Annotated in this window: 17 protein-coding genes; 9 read left to right on the forward strand and 8 right to left on the reverse strand. The window is 64.6% G+C overall.

Translation table 11 applies throughout. From position 1 onward, the window contains the following. The first annotated feature begins 27 nt into the window (after window positions 1-27). The 6 genes from ACE3UG_RS01310 (at window position 28) to ACE3UG_RS01335 (ending at window position 9432) form a co-directional block, all read left to right on the forward strand. Entirely contained in the window at window positions 28-2535 is a 2508-nt protein-coding gene (locus ACE3UG_RS01310; RefSeq protein WP_374618661.1) for an acyl-CoA dehydrogenase, read from the forward strand. Window positions 2536-2581: 46 nt separating this feature from the next. Beyond that, window positions 2582-4027, forward strand: a complete 1446-nt coding sequence (locus ACE3UG_RS01315) for a 3-oxoacyl-ACP reductase (protein ID WP_374618528.1) — start codon at window positions 2582-2584, stop codon at window positions 4025-4027. A 2-nt stretch (window positions 4028-4029) separates the two neighbouring features. After that, window positions 4030-4977 (forward strand): MaoC/PaaZ C-terminal domain-containing protein, encoded by a 948-nt coding sequence (locus ACE3UG_RS01320; protein ID WP_374618530.1) that lies wholly within the window; start codon window positions 4030-4032, stop codon window positions 4975-4977. Next, window positions 4974-6293, forward strand: a complete 1320-nt coding sequence (locus ACE3UG_RS01325) for an acetyl-CoA C-acetyltransferase (protein WP_374618532.1) — start codon at window positions 4974-4976, stop codon at window positions 6291-6293. The genes ACE3UG_RS01320 and ACE3UG_RS01325 overlap by 4 nt, the downstream gene beginning before the upstream one ends. 138 nt (window positions 6294-6431) lie before the next feature. Then, window positions 6432-8216: an AMP-binding protein gene (locus tag ACE3UG_RS01330; RefSeq protein ID WP_374618534.1), complete on the forward strand. Its 1785-nt coding sequence runs from the start codon at window positions 6432-6434 to the stop codon at window positions 8214-8216. A 169-nt stretch (window positions 8217-8385) separates the two neighbouring features. Next, the gene (locus ACE3UG_RS01335; protein ID WP_374618536.1) at window positions 8386-9432 is read left to right on the forward strand and encodes a DUF1571 domain-containing protein; all 1047 of its coding nucleotides are present in this window, start codon (window positions 8386-8388) and stop codon (window positions 9430-9432) included. A gap of 144 nt (window positions 9433-9576) precedes the next feature. Here ACE3UG_RS01335 and minE read toward each other — a convergent pair whose 3' ends face one another. The 3 genes from minE to minC are packed head-to-tail and all read right to left on the reverse strand — an operon-like array spanning window position 9577 to window position 11449. After that, on the reverse strand, window positions 9577-9831 hold the full coding sequence (gene minE, locus ACE3UG_RS01340) for a cell division topological specificity factor MinE (RefSeq protein ID WP_010808102.1): 255 nt from the start codon (window positions 9829-9831) through the stop codon (window positions 9577-9579). A gap of 9 nt (window positions 9832-9840) precedes the next feature. Continuing rightward, entirely contained in the window at window positions 9841-10656 is an 816-nt protein-coding gene (minD, locus tag ACE3UG_RS01345; RefSeq protein ID WP_374618540.1) for a septum site-determining protein MinD, read from the reverse strand. Window positions 10657-10699: 43 nt separating this feature from the next. Beyond that, a complete protein-coding gene (gene minC, locus ACE3UG_RS01350) occupies window positions 10700-11449 on the reverse strand; it encodes a septum site-determining protein MinC (protein ID WP_374618543.1) in 750 nt (249 codons plus the stop codon). 352 nt (window positions 11450-11801) lie between these two features. On the opposite strand from minC, the gene ACE3UG_RS01355 reads away from it, so the two are divergent. Continuing rightward, window positions 11802-11990 (forward strand): hypothetical protein, encoded by a 189-nt coding sequence (locus ACE3UG_RS01355; protein WP_374618546.1) that lies wholly within the window; start codon window positions 11802-11804, stop codon window positions 11988-11990. Window positions 11991-12096: 106 nt separating this feature from the next. Here the strand turns inward: ACE3UG_RS01355 and ACE3UG_RS01360 are convergent, their stop codons facing one another. After that, a complete protein-coding gene (locus tag ACE3UG_RS01360; RefSeq protein ID WP_374618549.1) occupies window positions 12097-12246 on the reverse strand; it encodes a hypothetical protein in 150 nt (49 codons plus the stop codon). Between the two features lie 109 nt (window positions 12247-12355). After that, the gene (locus tag ACE3UG_RS01365) at window positions 12356-13072 is read right to left on the reverse strand and encodes an SDR family oxidoreductase (RefSeq protein ID WP_374618664.1); all 717 of its coding nucleotides are present in this window, start codon (window positions 13070-13072) and stop codon (window positions 12356-12358) included. Between the two features lie 176 nt (window positions 13073-13248). On the opposite strand from ACE3UG_RS01365, the gene ACE3UG_RS01370 reads away from it, so the two are divergent. Then, a complete protein-coding gene (locus ACE3UG_RS01370) occupies window positions 13249-14154 on the forward strand; it encodes a LysR family transcriptional regulator (RefSeq protein WP_374618551.1) in 906 nt (301 codons plus the stop codon). Between the two features lie 21 nt (window positions 14155-14175). Here ACE3UG_RS01370 and ACE3UG_RS01375 read toward each other — a convergent pair whose 3' ends face one another. Then, window positions 14176-14772, reverse strand: coding sequence for a TetR family transcriptional regulator (locus tag ACE3UG_RS01375; protein WP_374618554.1), 597 nt, complete (start codon window positions 14770-14772; stop codon window positions 14176-14178). Window positions 14773-15019: 247 nt separating this feature from the next. On the opposite strand from ACE3UG_RS01375, the gene ACE3UG_RS01380 reads away from it, so the two are divergent. After that, a complete protein-coding gene (locus tag ACE3UG_RS01380; protein WP_374618557.1) occupies window positions 15020-15724 on the forward strand; it encodes an SDR family oxidoreductase in 705 nt (234 codons plus the stop codon). Window positions 15725-15827: 103 nt separating this feature from the next. Here the strand turns inward: ACE3UG_RS01380 and ACE3UG_RS01385 are convergent, their stop codons facing one another. Next, a complete protein-coding gene (locus tag ACE3UG_RS01385) occupies window positions 15828-16736 on the reverse strand; it encodes a recombination-associated protein RdgC (protein ID WP_374618560.1) in 909 nt (302 codons plus the stop codon). A 77-nt stretch (window positions 16737-16813) separates the two neighbouring features. Then, window positions 16814-17281 (reverse strand): DUF1854 domain-containing protein, encoded by a 468-nt coding sequence (locus ACE3UG_RS01390; RefSeq protein WP_374618562.1) that lies wholly within the window; start codon window positions 17279-17281, stop codon window positions 16814-16816. Between the last annotated feature and the right edge of the window lie 2 nt (window positions 17282-17283).

Genomic DNA, 17283 nt, shown 5'->3' on the forward strand with positions numbered 1-17283 from the left:
AGGCTAACCGTAAGGGAGGAGAACATGATGGCCATTTGGATTCTTGCGTTCGTCGCGGGCGTGAGTGCCCTGCTTTTCTATCGCGCCCATGCCTGGCAGTGGCTGACGGCGAGCGTGCTTTGGGTGGGTGCAGGCGTCGCGGCAGGGTTGACGGGAACGATCGCGAGCGGGGTACTTGCGCTCGTTTTCATCGTGCCAGCGCTGATCCTGAGCATCGGTGCGCTGCGCCGTGCGTGGGTCACGGCGCCGCTGCTCGCGAAATTCCGCACCATCATGCCGGAAATGTCCGACACCGAGAAAGACGCCATCGAAGCCGGTACCGTCTGGTGGGACGCCGACCTGTTTTCCGGGCGCCCCGACTGGCAGAAGTTCATGGCACTTCCCGCGCCCGCGCTCTCCGATGAGGAGCAGGCGTTCATGGACAATGAGGTCGAGCACCTGTGCGACCTGTCCAACGACTGGGAAAGCACGCAGATCTGGCAGGATCTGCCACCCAAGGCGTGGCAATACGCAAAGGACGCCGGCTTTCTGGGAATGATCATCCCCAAGCGATACGGCGGTCTTGAATTCTCGGCATACGCGCACTCTCAAGTGGTGATGAAGCTGGCCTCGCGATGCTCGGCGGCTGCCGTGTCCGTCATGGTGCCGAACTCGCTCGGTCCGGCTGAGCTGCTGCTCCACTACGGCACCGAGGCGCAGAAAAATTACTACCTGCCGCGTTTGGCGAAGGGTGAAGAGATTCCCTGCTTTGCGCTCACGAGCCCCTACGCCGGCTCGGACGCCGCCGCCATTCCCGACATTGGCATCGTCTGCCGCGGCGAATACGAGGGCCGCGAAACGCTGGGCTTCCGTGTTACGTGGAGCAAGCGCTACATCACCCTGGGCCCGATCGCCACCGTGCTCGGTCTCGCATTCCGCGCGCTCGACCCCGACCACCTGCTGGGCGACAACGACGCGCCGGGCATCACCTGCGCGCTGATCCCGACGAACCATCCCGGCGTGGAGATCGGTCGCCGGCATTGGCCGCTCAACGCAGTGTTTCAGAACGGCCCCAACGCCGGCAACGACGTGTTCATTCCGCTCGACTGGGTGATCGGCGGTCAGGCGCAGGTCGGCACGGGCTGGCGAATGTTGATGGAGTGCCTCGCCGCCGGCCGCGCGATCTCGCTGCCGTCGTCGAACGTCGGCTACTCGAAGCTCGCCGTGCGTGCCACGGGTGCGTACGCGGCAGTGCGCCGTCAATTCCGCACGCCGATCGGCAAGTTCGAAGGCGTTCAGGAAGCCCTGGCGCGCATGGCCGGGAATCTCTACGCGATGGACGCCGCGCGCCGCATGGCCGCCCTCGCCGTCGATCTCGGCGAAAAGCCCTCGGTCATCTCTGCCATTGCGAAATACCACGTGACCGAACGCGCACGCAAAGTGGTAAACGACGGCATGGACGTCGTTGCAGGCAAAGGCATCTGCATGGGGCCGAACAACTTCCTTGCGCGCGCCTATCAACAGATCCCGGTCTCGATCACCGTCGAGGGCGCAAACATCATGACGCGCTGCCTGATGATCTTCGGCCAGGGCGCGATCCGTTGCCACCCATACGTACTCAAGGAACTCACCGCCGCGCAAACGGCCGATCCGGCCGCCGCCGTGCGCGCCTTCGACGACGCCCTCTTCGGTCATTTGCGCTTCGTCACGAGCAACGTCGTGCGCGGTGCGTTGCAAGGCATCACGCACGCCCGCTTCTCCGCCGTCCCGTCGAACGCCGCGCCCGAACTGCACGCGTACTACCGCGCCGCGAATCGCATGTCGACGCTCCTCGCCATTGCAACCGACGTCTCGATGGCAGTGCTCGGCGGTTCGCTAAAGCGCCGCGAGAGCATCACCGGACGGCTGGGCGACATTCTGTCCCAACTTTTCCTGTTGACTGCGACGCTCAAGCGCTACGAGGACGAAGGCCGTCCCCAGGCCGATCTGCCACTGGTGCACTGGGCCGCGCAAGACGCGCTCTGGCAGGCCCGCGAAGCCTTCGAAGGCGTGCTGGCGAATTATCCTTCGCGCGGCGTTGCCTGGTGGATGCGCTGGAAGCTCACGCCGCTCGGTCTGCCCTACGCCAAGCCGTCCGATGCGCTGGGCGCTCGGGTGGCCGCGCTGATGCAAACGCCGGGCGAGGCACGCGAACGCCTCGTGGCAGGCAGCTACTCGCCGCGCCCTGAGATCGACGGGCTGGCCTACGGCGAGATTGTTTTCCAGATGACACCGCAGGTCACCGCCATCGAACAGCGTCTGCGCACAGCGGTCAAGGACGGACGTCTGCCGGCGATGCCACAGAGTCTGCCCGCATTCGCCGAATGGGTGGAGCAAGCGGCGACGCGCCAGCTCGTGAGCCCGGAGGAACAGCGGGTGCTCGCCCAGTATGCAGACTTTGCGGCGCGAGCCGTGGCCGTGGACGATTTCCCGGCCGACTTCGGAAGGCTCGCCGACCTGCAACACGCCCAACACGCCCAACAACCGGAAACTGCTGGCGAAGCGCTCCTCTCGTGAGACGCGCCGCCCGCCCACTGACCCCCACGCTGAGGATTTCCGCGCCGTGACGACGTCCGACCGATACCTTGCATTCGCCAACTCCGCCGTGGGCAGCCGCCTCGCCAACGCGCTGGGACTGCCGCGTCCCGTGCCGCTCGAGCGGATGCCGCCCTACCCCGATCCCGCCCCCCACGCGCACGGCGAGGCAGCCCCACTGCCCGCGCCCCTCGCCGTTGTGGGTGGCGCCGGTAACGCGCCCCTGTTGCCCGACCTCGCCCGCGACTTGCACTCCCTTGGCATACCCAGCCTTGCGCACGCCGAGCGACTCGACTGGATTTCGCACGCCAACGCCGCAGGCACGATGAGCGGGCGCTTCAACGCGGACGAAGGCGTACGACCCAAGGCCTTGCTGTTCGATGCAAGCGCCATCGCCAGTACCGACGACCTGCGAGCGCTTTACTCGTTCTTCCACGGCACCGTCGCCTCGCTCGACCGGTGTGCCCGCGTGCTCGTGCTGGGCCTGCCCCCAACGCTGGCGTCCAAGCCTCAGGCCCGTGTTGCGCAACGCGCATTGGAGGGTTTCGTCCGTTCGCTCGCCAAGGAACTCAAACGCGGGGCCACGGCGCAATTGCTTTACGTCGCACCGGGCGCCCGGCACGCCCTGCACTCCACACTCCGCTTCTTCCTCTCGCCGCGCGCCGCGTATGTGAGCGGTCAGGCCGTCACCCTGCAAGACCCCGTTTTCCCAACGCCGCCAATGCGCGACCGGCGTCCGCTGAGCGGACAGGTCGCGGTGGTGACGGGCGCAGCACGCGGCATCGGCGAAGCGATTGCCACCGTGCTGGCACGCGACGGCGCTCATGTCGTGTGCGTCGACATCCCCACCGCGCAGGCCGCGCTCGAGGCGGTGGCCTTGCGCCTCGAAGGCAGCGCGCTCACGTGCGACATTGCCGCCCCCGAGGCGGGCGCCATGCTGCGCGCGCATCTGGCGACCCACGCGCCGCGGGGTCTCGACGTGCTCGTGCACAACGCCGGTATCACGCGCGACAAGACACTCGTGCGCATGAGCGAGGCGCAATGGCAAAGCGTGCTCGACATCAACGTCGGTGCGCCGCAACGTCTCAACACGGCGCTGCTCGACGCCGGCATGCTGCGCGCCGGCAGCCGGATCGTCGGCGTGGCATCGATCAGCGGTATCGCTGGGAATCGCGGGCAGACGAACTACGCCGCGTCCAAGGCTGCGGTGATCGGCATGATCGAAGCGTGGTCGCCGGTGCTCGCCGAACGCCAGATCAGCATCAATGCCGTTGCCCCCGGCTTCATCGAGACGCAGATGACGGCCGCCGTGCCGTTCGCCATTCGCGAAGCCGGACGCCGCATGAACTCGCTTGGCCAGGGCGGCCAGCCGGTCGACGTGGCGGAGACCATTGCCTGGCTGGCGCATCCGTGCTCGGGTGCATTGACGGGACAGGTCGTGCGCGTGTGCGGCCAGAGCCTGCTCGGAGCATGACCATGCCCAACGACCGCCCTCACGATCCCTCAGGCGCCGTGTCGTCGCGACCTGCCCACGAGCCCAGCGCGACCAACGTCACGCACCTGCCCCACCCGCTCCATCTGTATCTGCGCGCGCTGCTCTCGTCTCGCAAACCGGCGCTGGCGCAACCGCTACCGCCGCTGGCTTTCGAGCGACGCGACGTGGTGCTCGACGCGAACGACATCGCCCGTTACGCCCGCCTGTGCGGCTTCTCGGAGGCTCACGGCATTCCGCCGACATGGCCGCATCTGCTCGCGTTCCCGCTGCATATGTTGCTGATGACGGACCGCGCATTCCCGTTCGCCATGCTCGGCATGGTGCATCTGGCCAATCGCATCCGTGCGCACGCAACGCTCGCGGCCGGGGACCGGCTCGACCTCGACGTCCGGTGCGGACCGCTGTTCGCGCACGACAAGGGGCAAGTCTTCACGGTGCTCACCACCGCGCGCCGCGGCGCAACGATTGTGTGGACGGGCGAGAGCCTGTACCTGCGCACGGGCGTAAGAGACGCACTCGGCGAACCATTTCGCGCCGAGTTGCGCGCCAACGCCACGCTTGCGAAGACGGCCACATGGGAAGTGCCGGGCGACCTGGGCCGTCGGTACGCGCGCGTGTCAGGCGATTACAACCCGATCCACCTGTGGCCAATCACGGCCAGGCTGTTCGGCTTCCCGCGTCCGATCATTCACGGCATGTGGAGCTTCGCGCGATCGCTCGCCGCTGTGTTGCCCGCCCGCGCACAACACCTCGATCTTCTCGTCGAGTTCAAAACGCCGCTGCGCTTGCCAGGCGAAGCGACGCTCTGGTGCGACCCGGAAGGTGGCCTCTTCGAACTGCGCGACGCAGCGGGCACTGTGCCGCACCTGCGCGGCCGGTGGCAAGCGGCGCCGATCTCGTCAACGCCTTTAGAACCGGACCTTTCATGAGCGCCTACAAACCGACTGCGCCCTCCCCAGCCCTGCGCCGCGTGGCAATCCTCGGTGGCAACCGCATCCCGTTTGCGCGCTCGAACACCGCGTACGCAACAGCGTCGAACCAAGACATGCTCACTGCTGCGATTCAGGGCCTTGTCGACCGGTTCGCGCTGCACGGCCAGTGTCTGGGCGAAGTCGCTGCGGGTGCCGTGCTCAAGCACGCCCGCGACTTCAACCTCACGCGAGAATCGGTGCTCTCGACAACGCTCGCCCCGCAGACCCCTGCCTATGACGTTCAGCAGGCGTGCGGCACAGGGCTGGAGACGGCCATCCTGACCGGCAACAAGATTGCGCTCGGCCAGATCGATGTGGCCATCGCCGGTGGGGTCGACACCGCCTCGGACGCACCCATCGGTGTGAATGAGGCGCTACGCAAGATCTTGCTCGACGCCAACCGGCAGCGCAGTACCGGCGGCAAGCTCGGCGCGCTCGCGAAGGTGCGTCCCGGCATGCTGTTCAAGCCGGCATTACCGCGCAACGGCGAACCGCGCACGGGCCTGTCGATGGGCGAGCACTGCGAGTTGATGGCCCAGCGCTGGCAAATCGAGCGCAGCGCGCAGGACGAACTCACGCTCGGGAGTCATCGTCATCTGGCCGCAGCCTATGAGCGCGGCTTCTTCCTCGATCTGATGACGCCATTTCGCGGCCTGCAGCGAGACAACAATCTGCGGCCCGACCTCACGATCGAGACATTGGCCAGCCTCAAGCCCGTGTTCGAGCGCAGCGCCACGGGCACGCTCACGGCCGGTAACTCGACGCCGCTCACCGATGGCGCCTCGTGCGTGCTGCTCGCGAGCGAGGACTGGGCGCATGCGCACAACCTGCCGGTACTCGCCTATCTGACCTATTCGCAGACGGCTGCCGTCGACTTCTTCAATCCCGACGAGACTCAGCGAGAAGGCCTGCTCATGGCGCCCGCGTATGCCGTGCCGCGCATGCTCGCCCAAGCGGGACTCACCCTGCAGGACTTCGACTTCTACGAAATTCACGAGGCGTTCGCCGCGCAGGTGCTCTGCACGCTCAAGGCATGGGAAGACCCGCAGTACTGCCGCGAAAAACTGGGACTCGACGCGCCACTGGGCAGCATCGATCGTCAACGCCTGAACGTGAACGGCAGTTCACTCGCCTGCGGACACCCGTTCGCGGCAACCGGTGGACGCATTCTCGCCTCCCTCGCCAAGCAACTCGCCGAGCGGGGTGGGGGACGTGGCCTGATCTCGATTTGCGCAGCCGGCGGACAAGGTGTGGTCGCGATGCTGGAGCGGTAAAGGAGAAAGGATAAAGGAGTAAGGAGAACGCATTACAGGGGCAGTCACAGACACGACCCCGCCTTCGGAGGCGAGTCGCCATCAGAGCGGCCCACCGGCAGCGGGTGTCAGTGCACAACGTCCTCAAGGGAGACTACGATGGATCAAGCTGTGCAGCAGGGGCGCGTGTGGCTCAACGCCTATCCCCCCGGTGTTCCGGCCGACATCGACGTGACGCGCTATACGTCGCTCGTGCAGGCCTTCGACGAATGGATCGACAAGTACCGTGAGCGCATCGCGTTCGTGAGTCTCGGCAGCGAGATCACCTACGCCGAGGTTGCCCGTCAGGCATCGGCGTTCGCCGCTTGGCTGCAAGCGCAGGGGGTGCACAAGGGCGAGCGCGTCGCGCTCATGATGCCCAATTGCTTCCAGTACCCCATCTGCCTGTTCGGCGCGCTCATCGCCGGCGCCGTAGTCGTCAACGTCAATCCCCTATACACCGTTCGCGAGCTGAAGCACCAATTGCAGGACAGCGGTGCGCAAACGATCGTCGTCTTCGAGAACTTCGCGAAGATCGTGCAGGACGCGATTCCCGGCACCGACGTGCGCCGCGTACTCGTCACTCAGATCGGCGACTTGCTCGGCCCCGGCGTGAACGTCAAGGGGCGCGTCGTGAACTTCATCATGCGACGGGTGGCGAAGCAGGTGCCGCCTTACGACCTGCCGCAGGCGATCTCGCTGCGCAGCGCACTCGCCGAGGGGGCGAAGCACCCGCGCGCGCCGGTGCCGCTCAAGCGCGACGACCTCGCCTTTCTCCAATACACCGGCGGGACCACCGGCGTCGCCAAGGGCGCCATGCTCACCCACGGCAACGTGCTGGCCAACCTGTTGCAAACCGAGGCATGGGCCGCCGACCAACTCGACGGCGACGTGGAAGTGAATCTGTCGCTGCTGCCCATGTATCACATCCTCTCGCTCACGGTGAACTGCCTCGTCTTCATGAGTCTGGGCGGGCGCAACATTCTGATCGCGAACCCGCGCGATGTGAAGAAGGTCGTCTACATCATCCGTAACGAGACATTCACCGGCGTCACGGGCGTGAACACGCTGTTCAACGGCCTGCTCGACAACGAGGACTTCCGCGCGCGCGACTTTTCCCGCCTGAAGCTATCGCTCGCGGGTGGCATGGCAACGCAGCGCGCCATCGCCGAGCGATGGAAGCAAGTCACGGGCAAACCGATCATCGAGGGTTACGGCCTCACCGAGTGCTCGCCCATCGTCACGATGAACCCGATCGATATCGCCCATATGGAGGACGTCGATTTCACCGGGTCCATCGGCCTGCCCGCCCCGTCGACCGAGGTGCGCTTCAAGCGCGAGGACGGCACGTGGGCCGCGCTGGGCGAGCCGGGCGAGTTGTGCGTGCGCGGCCCGCAGGTCATGCGCGGCTACTGGCAGCGCCCGGAAGACACCGCCAAAACGTTCGATGCCGAAGGCTGGTTGCTCACGGGCGATATCGGCGTGATGGACGAGCGCGGATACGTGCGGCTCATCGACCGCAAGAAGGACATGATTCTCGTGTCCGGCTTCAACGTCTATCCGAATGAAATCGAGGACGTCGTGATGCTGCACCCCGGCGTGCGCGAAGCGGCAGCGGTGGGTGTGCCGGACCCGGTCGCCGGCGAACGCGTAAAGCTCGTGGTCGTCGCCAAGGACCCCCGCCTGAACGCCGACGCCCTTCTCGCCCACTGCCGCGAGCACCTGACCGCCTACAAGGTCCCTCGCATCGTGGAATTCCGTCAGGGCGAACTGCCCAAGACGACTGTCGGCAAGATCCTGCGGCGCGAACTGCGCGAGCCGGCGCCGACACCGACTGCGCCCTCTGCACCCTCTGCGCCCTCTGCGTCCACTGCGTCCACTTCGCCCCCGCAGCGCAGCGCGTGAGCGCACCGCGCGGCGCATTCACGCGGGCGATCCCCGCGCGCGCCGCGTCGAGATGGCCGTCCAGGGTCGACACCCCACCGTCGCCCCGAATGCCAGCCATCGTTCCGGCATCCCGCGCCGAAGCCCCCCGAGAGCCCCGGCGCGCCATCGATTCAGGGAGACAACCAACATGTCGATGCACCACGCTTCTCATGCCACCGCCCCCAATGGACGTCGCGCACGCGACCTTCGCCAATGGATGCACGCCCCTCGCTTCGGCCACATCGCGCTGGCCCTCGCCTGGCTGCCGATGGCGCTCGTCGCCGGCGCCGCCGCGCTGAGTGCGCCCAGCGCCCTCGCTCAAAGCGACGCGATACCCCGCCCCGCGCTCCCCGGCGGCGCGTCGTCCGTCAGGTCCGATGCGATCGCATCAGGCAATGCCGCAGCCCCCGATGCCGAGATCGCCAAATTGGCGGCCATGCCTGTCGCCGCCCAAACGCAATGGTTGTCCCGCGCGATCAAGAGCGGCGAGTTGGCGGCCATGCGCGACGACCAGATCGTCGCGCGGATGCAGGCCCTGCAGCCCGACACGCTCGTGCGGTTTCTGAAAGCCGAATCGGCCGCATTGCCCGAATATCAGTACGCGTTGACGCGCCACGAGCGCATCAACGACCAGTGGCAAACGACGCCCGACCGCATGCTGGTGAAGATTCGCGAGAAGCCGTTGCAGATCTACGCGAAATGGCTGCCTGGCGGCGCCCACGCGGGTCAGGAAATCCTCTACGACGAGACGCGGAACCCCAAGGAGATGTACGGCCATCTCGGCGGCATTCTCGGCTTCGCGTCCATCTGGAGCAGTATCGACGGCCCGCTCGCGCGCTCGCAATCGAACCATACGGTGCGCGACCTCGGCTTCGCGTTCATTGCCGAGCAGATTGCGCATGACGGACGCAGCTTTCGTGCCGAAGGTCTCCCCGACAAACCCGCACGTATTTCGGTATCCGAATTGCATGGCACACGTGTGCTCGCACTTGAATGGGATGCGCCGTCCGGCCCGCCGCAACACTACGCGAACAAGTCGCGCGTGCTGCTCGACCTGAAGACCGGGTTTCCCCGCGGCATTGAAGCGTGGAACGCGTCGGGGCAAAAGGTCGAGGAAATGCGCTTCGAGAACGTACGCAAGGCGCAATGGACCGACGCGACGTTCGATTCCAAGAATCCCGACTACAAGTTTTGATGAACGCCGCCGAAGAACGCGGAACGCTCGCATAGGCACGACGAAAGCCCGCCGCCCTGAAGTGAGGGTGGCGGGCTTTCGTCTATGCGCACATTACTTACCGGCGCCCACGAGGTATCGACGGCGCCGGCTTGCAGTCACCGGTCAGGTTTGCGGCAGTTCGATCTTGACTTCGAGCACTTCGAGGTTGTCCTGATGCTCGACGCTGACCTTGATGTCGTCTTGTGCGATTTTGACGTACTTGGAGATGACGGCGACCAGCTCGCGTTGCAGGGCCGGCAGGTAATCAGCCGGCGGCGACGAGCCCGCGCGTTCGTGCGCCAGAATGATCTGCAGGCGCTCTTTGGCAACGGCGGCGGTCTTTTTCTTCTCCCCCAGGAGGAAGGACAGGAAGGACATGGGCGCTCCTTACTTCGAGCCAAAAATGCGCTGCAACAGTCCCGGCTTTTGATAGTCGGTAAAGCGCATAGGCTTGTCTTCGCCCTTGAATCGGCTCACCACGTCGCGATAAGCGTCAGCCACGTCGGTGCCGTCGAGATGAATCGCCGGCGTGCCCTGATTCGAGGCATGCAACACCGACTCCGACTCCGGAATCACGCCGATGAGCTTGATTCGCAGGATTTCCTGAATGTCCTCGAGCGACAGCATCTGGCCGTCGTTGACACGCTTCGGGTTGTAACGGGTGATGAGCAGGTGCTCCTTGATGGGTTCGCTGCCTTCGATCGCACGCTTGGTCTTCGAAGAGAGAATGCCCAGAATGCGGTCGGAATCGCGCACCGACGACACTTCGGGGTTCGTGACCACGAGTGCCTCGTCGGCAAAGTGCATGGCGAGCAGTGCGCCCGACTCGATACCGGCCGGCGAATCGCACACGATGTATTCGAAGCCCATGTCGGTCAGGTCCTTGATGACCTTCTCGACGCCCGCTTGCGTGAGTGCATCTTTGTCGCGCGTTTGCGAGGCGGGCAGAATGAACAGGTTCTCGCAGGCCTTGTCCTTGATGAGCGCCTGATTGAGGTTCGCTTCGCCCTGAATCACGTTGATCAGGTCGTACACCACGCGGCGCTCGCAACCCATGATGAGATCGAGATTGCGCAGGCCGACGTCGAAATCGATGACTGCCGTCTTGTGCCCCTGCAAGGCGAGGCCGGCAGAAAAGCTGGCGCTGGTCGTCGTCTTGCCGACGCCACCCTTGCCAGAGGTCACCACAATCACTTTTGCCATCTGTCGATGCCTTCCCAAACTTGAAGATGAATTTAGCTACGAATCATTTGAGCCCGAGGGGCTCGAAAATCAGTTTGTCGTCTACCAGCCGCACCTGCACCGAACGCCCCTGAACGTCAGGCGGCAATGCATATTCGCCGGTCCGGTAAATACCGGCGATGGAAATCAGCTCGGGCTCCAGGCAGGTGCAGAAGATGCGCGCGTCGAGCTTGCCCTTCACGCCTGCCAGCGCCCGCCCCCGCAGCGGTGCGTAAATGTGAATATTACCTTCCGCGATCACCTCGGCCCCATAACTGACCAGATCGAGGATGATCAGATCCCCTTTCGCGTAGACCTGCTGGCCGGAGCGCAGCGGCTTGTCGATGATGGTCGAGGCAATGGCCGCATCCGCAATGGGGGGCGACGGTGCCACGTCGACAGGCTGCGCAGCCGCCTCGGCCGGCGCATCGCCCTCGCGTGCCGCACGTGGCGCGCGGCGCTCGTGGCTGTCCAGACGCGGCAGACCGCCCGCCACCGCCCATTCGGCTTGTTCGGCGTTGGCGACCACCCCGATCGGCGTCATCCGGAATTCGGCCAGCATTTCGGCCAGCGCGGGCACGGCAACGCGCTCGTCGCCGCCCAGGCGCCGCACGTCGATCGCGACTGTGTCTCCCGCAAAAAACTCCGGGGTCGCCTCGAAACGTTGCGCCAGCTCAGTGCGCAGAATCTCCAGTTGCGGCGTCTTGACGACGAAATGCAGGGTATCGACGGCACCACTGCGTAACTCGAAGTACGGCGTTTTCTTTTGCGGCATGTCAGGTTGTTGTGCGCGAATTGCTGGCAAATTGGGCCATTCTACCGTTCCTTGAGTGCACGCAAACCGCAAATAAGCGGGAAAAGGCTGCGAAATGCACAAATATCACCCTTGCCGCGCCGCAGCATTAACTGTATTTTGCATGCGGTTTCACGGTAGGCCCGCAGGCCCTGACTGACACGTCAATGTCATGGTGAAAGCCTATGCTGGCGGTGGGAAAGTCCAATACGAGAAGTGCTGCACAGCAGCATCGAAAATGCGAATTTTGTCGCGCAAGCGCCAAATTCGTGACCTATCCTTAAAGTCCCTGACGAGGGACCCCCCCTGTGGAACCGCAAACCGGGAGACGAAGATGCTGAGTCATCATGAATTTGCCACCCTGATGCTGGTCAAGGACGCTCCTGAGCAAGTGGAGCTCAATCGCCCGGACCTCGAATCGTTGCTCGAGAGCAAACTGATCGAGTGGGAAGAGTTGGCGTCGGGTGAGAAGTCCCCGCGCCTGACTGTCCAGGGCAAGTACGTCCTTCAGGCCGTTGCCTGAGCGCCCAGCCTGCTGTTGAGGTGTCAGTAGTAACAGAAAGCCCGCCGGAAGGCGGGCTTTCCATTTGTGGGAGCGCGTGCCCCCATCCCCTTCGTTCCAACGCGACTCAGCCGTGCCGAACGTCACGGCGATGGCGCCGCCACGTGTGCCGCGCCGCCGGATGCTCCCGGCACCAGTTCCGATCGACCAGCCAGGCGACGGCAGCACCGACGACCAGCACGATCACCAACATTGCAATCAAGCTCCCTGTAAGCATGGCGGCCTCCTAACTTCGACATGGCGGGATGGCACGTCTCCATTCTAGGCAATCGCTATCGAAATGGGTACTCGGAAGGCATCGGGGTATACCGCGTTCTTGCGCTACATCAAGCGATCGCGCCGCCCGCGTCGATCAGCACGGTGCTGCCCGTCGCACTCGGCGTACCCGCCAGGTAGAGAATCGCGTTGGCCACGTCCTCGGCGGCCACTACACGACGGGCAGGCAAACGCTCTGCCGCGTTGCGATACATCGCCTCACGATCGCCCTCTGTCAGCTTGTCCCACAGCGGGGTGACCGTGAGCCCCGGCGACACGGTATTCACCCGCACCGGCGAGAGCTCCAGCGCCAGTCCGCGCCCCAGCGCTTCGATGGCCGCATTGATCGCGCCCTGCACCACTGAAGAGGTGCTCGGGCGAACGCTCAGATAGCCCGACGTCAGCGTAAGCGAGCCGCCCGCTTCGATACGCGCATATCGCGCCACGTGGTACGTGCCCCAGAACTTGCTGTCCACGGCGGCATGCGCGTCTTCCAGCGAAAGCTTGCGCACTTGCCCGGTCGGCGTTTGCGCGGCCGAGATAACGACATGCTGCCATGGCGCGTGATCGGCGAAGAACCGTTCGACGGCCGCCGCATCCCCCGTGTCGAGCACCGCAGCGCGCGCGGCACTGCCCACGGTGGCGAGCGCATCGTCGAGCTTCGCCTGATTGCGTGAGGCAATCGTCACGGCCGCACCGGCCTTGGCGAACGCCTGTGCTGCGGCGCGGCCAATGCCGGAGCTGCCGCCAATGACCAACACGCGCTGACCTTCGAAATTGAACATGATGAGACTCCAGAAACAGATTGAGACAGGACTGAGTTCGCGACATCCGCCGATGGCCGGCAACCGGGCGTCGGCACCCGCTTGCGATATCGTCAATCTATTGTGATCCTCATCAAACGCAATGATAATCCCATAAAAAACTGAATGACTCTCGCCAAATTATTGAGAATAAACCCGCGATGATCGACCAGACTCTGGATCTCACCCTGTTCGACCGTATCGTCACTCTGGGCAGCATGTCGGCCGCTGCACGCGAGATGGGGCTGTCGCTTGCCGTCGTAAGCAAGCGCCTCGGTCTGCTCGAGCAGCGACTCGGCGTTCGATTGCTCAACCGCACGACTCGCAAACAGGCCTTGACGGAAGAAGGACAGGTCTTTCACGCCTGCTGCCAGCGAATTCTGGCGGAAATCGCCGAGACTGAGCGGCTGATGACGCGACAGGCGGACACCGTCGGCGGCGTCCTTCGCATCAGCGCGCCACGGGCGTTCGGGCGCCGCCATCTCGCCCCGTTGCTCGTCGCGTTTCGCGAACGGCATCCGGATCTGAAGGTCCACCTCGCGCTGAGCGACCTGTGGGTCGATCTTGTCGCACACGGCATCGACGTTGCCATCCGCGTCGGCACCCTGCCCGATTCCAGTCTCGTGGCACAGGAACTGGCGCCGAACTACCGTGTGCTGATCGCGTCGCCGGACTATCTGGCGCGACGCGGCACGCCGCGCGATGCGGGTGATCTTCAGCAACACGACTGCATTCTGTTCGGTAATGCGCCGAACGGTGACTGGCGCTTCGTGTGGCAATCCGAAACGCTGCGGATTCAGGTCCGCGATACGTACGTCGTTGACGACGGCGATACCGCCCACGAGCTGGCGCTACACGGCGCAGGCATCGCGCAGAAGTCCATCTGGGACGTCGGAGACGACATCCAGGCAGGCCGTCTCGTGCACGTATTGCCCTCGTTGCAAATTCCGGCGTCCCCGCTGCACGCCGTGTACCCGCACAGCAGGCATCTCGCTCCGCGCACGCGCGCGTTCGTCGACTTCCTGAGAGATCGATTACGCGCGACATGGCGCTGGCCGCAACACTGAAGCCCCACCCCCGCGCCGCTTTCAGCCCTCGGCATCGCGACCGTTGAGCGCTTCACGACCGGCGGCCAGTAACGCGTCCGACAGCGCGGGGTCGGCCCGCACGACCGCCCGCGACAATACGAGTGCGCCGACCATCTGGGCGAAGCGCGCCATCGCGGCCCGACTCGCCTGGGCCTGGTTCAGTCCGCGCTCGACATCCGCCGCCGTCATTCGGCCGATCACCTCCGCCAGCCCCTTTGCGTAGCACGCTTGCGCTTCGTCGCCGACGCGTGGGGCATCCCCGGCAAATCCCGCCATCGGGCAGCCGCACGCGACATCGTCCCGATGGGCCGCCGACAGATACCGCTCAACGCGCACCTCGGGCGAGAGCGCCGCCTCCGACGCCGGATCGCCCCCCGCCAGCAACCCGTTGCTGGCTGCCACGGCACGCGCCATCACGGCCGCGACCAGTGCGTCCTTCGACTTGAAGTGGTTGTAGAAGCCGCCCTGCGTGAAACCCGCCGCCTTCATCAGCGTCGTCAGCCCCACGGCATCCACACCGTGCTCGCGAAACAGCCGCTCGGCTGCTCTGATAATCGCTTCGCGGTTCTCCGCCGCCTGCTCTCTTGAAATACCCATCCGTTGGTCTCCCGCCGTGCTCACGCGCCATCGCGCAACCGCGCAACCGCGCAACCGCGCAATCGCGCAATCGCGCCTATTGCCGTCATCGAAAAAGACAATGTCGATCACAATTGACATACCGGCACCGCCTCGTCACAATGCATCACAGCATGACGATGTCGATCACAATCGTCATGAAGTATAGACCAAACGTCATGCCGTCGGCACGATTGGCGTGGCCCGCTTATCTTGATGGAGTTCTGAAATGCAGATCAAAGATTCAGTCGTGTTCGTGACGGGCGCTAACCGTGGCCTGGGACTCGAGTTCGCGAAACAGGCGCTCGCACGTGGCGCGGCGAAAGTGTACGCCGGGGCGCGCGATCCGTCGAAGGTGACGCTGCCGGGTGTCATTCCGGTCAAGCTCGACGTCAACAACCCGGACGACGTGGCCGCCGCAGCGAAACTGGCCGGCGATGTCACGCTGCTCGTCAACAACGCCGGTATTGCGCGCCTCACGCAGGGCCTGACCCGGCCCGGCGCCGCCGAGCTGCTGCGCGAAACGCTGGAGACAAACCTGTTCGGTGTTCTCGCCACGACGCAGGCCTTCGCCCCCGTCCTGGCACGCAATGGCGGCGGCGCGCTGCTCAATGTTCTATCCATCGTGAGCTGGATCAGTGTGAGCGCGCTGCCAGAGTACTCGATTACGAAGTCGGCCGCCTGGTCACTGACCAACGGCATACGCAACGAACTGCGCGCCCAGAATACCCAGGTGATCGGCTTGCACGCGGGATATATCGATACCGACCTCACGCGCGGTTTCGACGCCGAGAAAAGCGCGCCGTCCGACGTCGTGCGTCAGGCGTACGACGCCATCGAAGCCGGTGAAGAAGAAGTCTGCGTCGACGAAGCCACACGTCAGGTCAAGCAAGCACTTTCGCTCGGCGTCTACCTGCAGGATCCGGCGGCATAGCCGTTGCCGTGATCGCGTGACGCATCAGACGAGCAAACGCCGCGACACCCCCTCGGGCATCGCGGCGTTTGTATCGGTCCACCGCAAACGGGACGAATGAACGTCAGGCCGCTTTGTCCATCTGACGCTCCCCACCCACCGCTTCGATCAGATCGTCGAGCATACGGGCGAGTTCGCCGGTCATGAGCGCAACGTCGGCATCGAACTTCTCGGCCTCACCTTCAGCCGTCGGATCGGCGGCGTCCTTGATGATGTCGAGCGGCGTGACGCGCTTGATGACGAACGCGTCGGTCAGCACGAACGAGATGCGGTCGTTCCACGTCATCGCCAGCTTGGTACAGCGCTTGCCCCCTTCGATGTGCTGTCGCACATCCGCGCCGTCGAGCGGGTGACGCACGTAGCGCACGGCTGCCTTCTCGTCGGTATTCGAGCGCAACTCGACATCCTGATCGACGGTAAAGCCGCTCGGTGCGTCATTGCCGGCGAGCCACGATGTCATGACCGCCACGGGTGCCTCGTTGAGCTCGACGTTCACCAGCGTGATGTCGAGCGTCTTGAGGAGCAGGCTGCGCACTTCGTCGGCCTTGGCGGGCGACGCGGCGTCGATGACCAGCCAGCGATTGACCGGATCGATCCATACGCGCGTGTCGCGACGAATACCGAACGCACGCGGCAGCAATTCGTCGGTGACTTGCTCCTTGAGTTCGCGCATCTGCTTGCGGCCCGGCTTGAAGCCTTGCTGCTCTTCCAGCTCGACCGCCTTCGCGCGGGTGACCTGATTCACGACCGTCGACGGCAGCAGCTTCTTCTCGGCACGATAGGCCAGCAGGAACTGACGGTTGATGCTGTGCACGAGCTCGCCGCCATCACGCGGCGGCGCCCAGCCTTGCACCTGCATTTCGAGGCTGCCGCCCTCGCGGAAGGCGTGCTTCTCGAGCGCCTCCTCCATTTGTGCGACGCTCATGGACCAACCGGCAGGAATTCGGTGCAACTGGAGATTCTTGAACCACATCGTCATCACCGCAAAAAGCAAAAACGTGATTTTACCAGTGCCGGGAGGTACGGCGAAGTGCGGCGACGCGATTCGTATCAGAGGAAGCGATCGAGAATCTTCCGGCTCGGCTTGTCGAGCTGGCCCGAGTCCCGAATCAGGAAGTGAATGCCATGGCTGTCGGTGATGAGCAAGGTCTGCGCGCCCAGCCGCCGGATGTCCTCTTCGCCGCGCAGCACGAACGAGGCCTCGCCCCGGTTCGTCTCGACGGTCCAGGTGCTGGGCGTCGCGTACGTCGACACGTCCTTGATGCGCAGCACCTCGGGCATGAATTCGCGCGCCGCAAGTTCTTCGTGAAGCAGCGCGCGCATTGCCTCGGGCAGCACATCGAGCGAATCGAGCCAGACCAGTTCGCGTCCCTCCGTGCTCACGAGCGCGAGGCCCTCGCCCGGCGCGGCAATGGGAAATGCGCGTACGGGCACCACGCCTTCATGGGCAATTCCGTCGGCATCCGTCAGCACCAAACGGCCGAAGGCGTTACGCGATAAGGTGAAATCAATCTGCATGA

Origin of the sequence: Pandoraea sp. (assembly GCF_041919235.1) — a bacterium.
In the GTDB taxonomy this organism is placed as follows: Bacteria; Pseudomonadota; Gammaproteobacteria; order Burkholderiales; family Burkholderiaceae; genus Pandoraea.

Excerpts from the sequence above, each read along its gene's own strand:
- ACE3UG_RS01335 (WP_374618536.1), top strand. The coding sequence starts at position 8,386 with ATGTCGATGCACCACGCTTCTCATGCCACCGCCCCCAATGGACGTCGC.
- minD (WP_374618540.1), bottom strand. The coding sequence starts at position 10,656 with ATGGCAAAAGTGATTGTGGTGACCTCTGGCAAGGGTGGCGTCGGCAAG.
- ACE3UG_RS01360 (WP_374618549.1), bottom strand. The coding sequence starts at position 12,246 with ATGCTTACAGGGAGCTTGATTGCAATGTTGGTGATCGTGCTGGTCGTC.
- ACE3UG_RS01330 (WP_374618534.1), top strand. The coding sequence starts at position 6,432 with ATGGATCAAGCTGTGCAGCAGGGGCGCGTGTGGCTCAACGCCTATCCC.
- ACE3UG_RS01355 (WP_374618546.1), top strand. The coding sequence starts at position 11,802 with ATGCTGAGTCATCATGAATTTGCCACCCTGATGCTGGTCAAGGACGCT.
- minE (WP_010808102.1), bottom strand. The coding sequence starts at position 9,831 with ATGTCCTTCCTGTCCTTCCTCCTGGGGGAGAAGAAAAAGACCGCCGCC.
- ACE3UG_RS01325 (WP_374618532.1), top strand. The coding sequence starts at position 4,974 with ATGAGCGCCTACAAACCGACTGCGCCCTCCCCAGCCCTGCGCCGCGTG.
- ACE3UG_RS01320 (WP_374618530.1), top strand. The coding sequence starts at position 4,030 with ATGCCCAACGACCGCCCTCACGATCCCTCAGGCGCCGTGTCGTCGCGA.
- ACE3UG_RS01380 (WP_374618557.1), top strand. The coding sequence starts at position 15,020 with ATGCAGATCAAAGATTCAGTCGTGTTCGTGACGGGCGCTAACCGTGGC.
- ACE3UG_RS01310 (WP_374618661.1), top strand. The coding sequence starts at position 28 with ATGGCCATTTGGATTCTTGCGTTCGTCGCGGGCGTGAGTGCCCTGCTT.
- minC (WP_374618543.1), bottom strand. The coding sequence starts at position 11,449 with ATGCCGCAAAAGAAAACGCCGTACTTCGAGTTACGCAGTGGTGCCGTC.
- ACE3UG_RS01385 (WP_374618560.1), bottom strand. The coding sequence starts at position 16,736 with ATGTGGTTCAAGAATCTCCAGTTGCACCGAATTCCTGCCGGTTGGTCC.
- ACE3UG_RS01370 (WP_374618551.1), top strand. The coding sequence starts at position 13,249 with ATGATCGACCAGACTCTGGATCTCACCCTGTTCGACCGTATCGTCACT.
- ACE3UG_RS01375 (WP_374618554.1), bottom strand. The coding sequence starts at position 14,772 with ATGGGTATTTCAAGAGAGCAGGCGGCGGAGAACCGCGAAGCGATTATC.
- ACE3UG_RS01390 (WP_374618562.1), bottom strand. The coding sequence starts at position 17,281 with ATGCAGATTGATTTCACCTTATCGCGTAACGCCTTCGGCCGTTTGGTG.